The 646-nt window shown below is 54.0% G+C and carries 1 protein-coding gene; it reads right to left on the reverse strand.

Annotated features, from left to right (window positions below; translation table 11 throughout):
- Positions 1 to 8: 8 nt before the first annotated feature.
- Positions 9 to 646 (reverse strand): IS3 family transposase (locus SB719_RS18960; RefSeq protein WP_412159578.1); only part of this gene is annotated, 638 nt, incomplete at its 5' end.

Raw genomic sequence — 646 nt, forward strand, 5'->3', positions numbered from 1 at the left:
TGAAGTGGTCAACTAAAACTGGCCACCGCGTTAGAGTTTTTCCAGTATCGGTTTTCCGATTCGTTTGGTGGTAACCCACAGTTATATTCATGCGGCCTGAGCGCGCTGTAATACCCAACGATATAGTCCGTTATAGCGTGAGCTGCTTCGCTGAAGCTTACGTAGCCCGTCATCGGCACCCATTCGTTCTTCAGGCTCCTGAAGAAGCGCTCCATTGGGCTATTATCCCAGCAGTTTCCGCGCCGGCTCATACTCTGCTTGATTCGGTATCGCCACAGTAACTGCCGGAACTGCCTGCTCGTATAATGACTGCCCTGATCGCTGTGGAACATTAACCCCATGGGCTTACCGCGAGTTTCCCATGCCATTTCCAGCGCTTTCATGGTGAGCCTGCTGTCCGGCGAGAACGACATTGCCCAGCCCACTGGTTTTCTTGCGAATAGGTCGAGGACAACGGCGAGGTACGCCCAGCGTTTACCTGTCCAGATATAGGTCACATCACCGCACCACACCTGGTTTGGCTCTGTTACGGCGAACTGTCGCTCAAGATGATTCGGGATAGCAACGTGCTCATGCCCCCCACGCTTATACCGGTGAGTCGGCTGCTGACAACTGACCAGCCCCAGCTCTTTCATGAGTCTGCCAG

Source organism: Pantoea sp. SIMBA_079, assembly GCF_046940275.1.
GTDB lineage: Bacteria > Pseudomonadota > Gammaproteobacteria > Enterobacterales > Enterobacteriaceae > Pantoea > Pantoea borealis.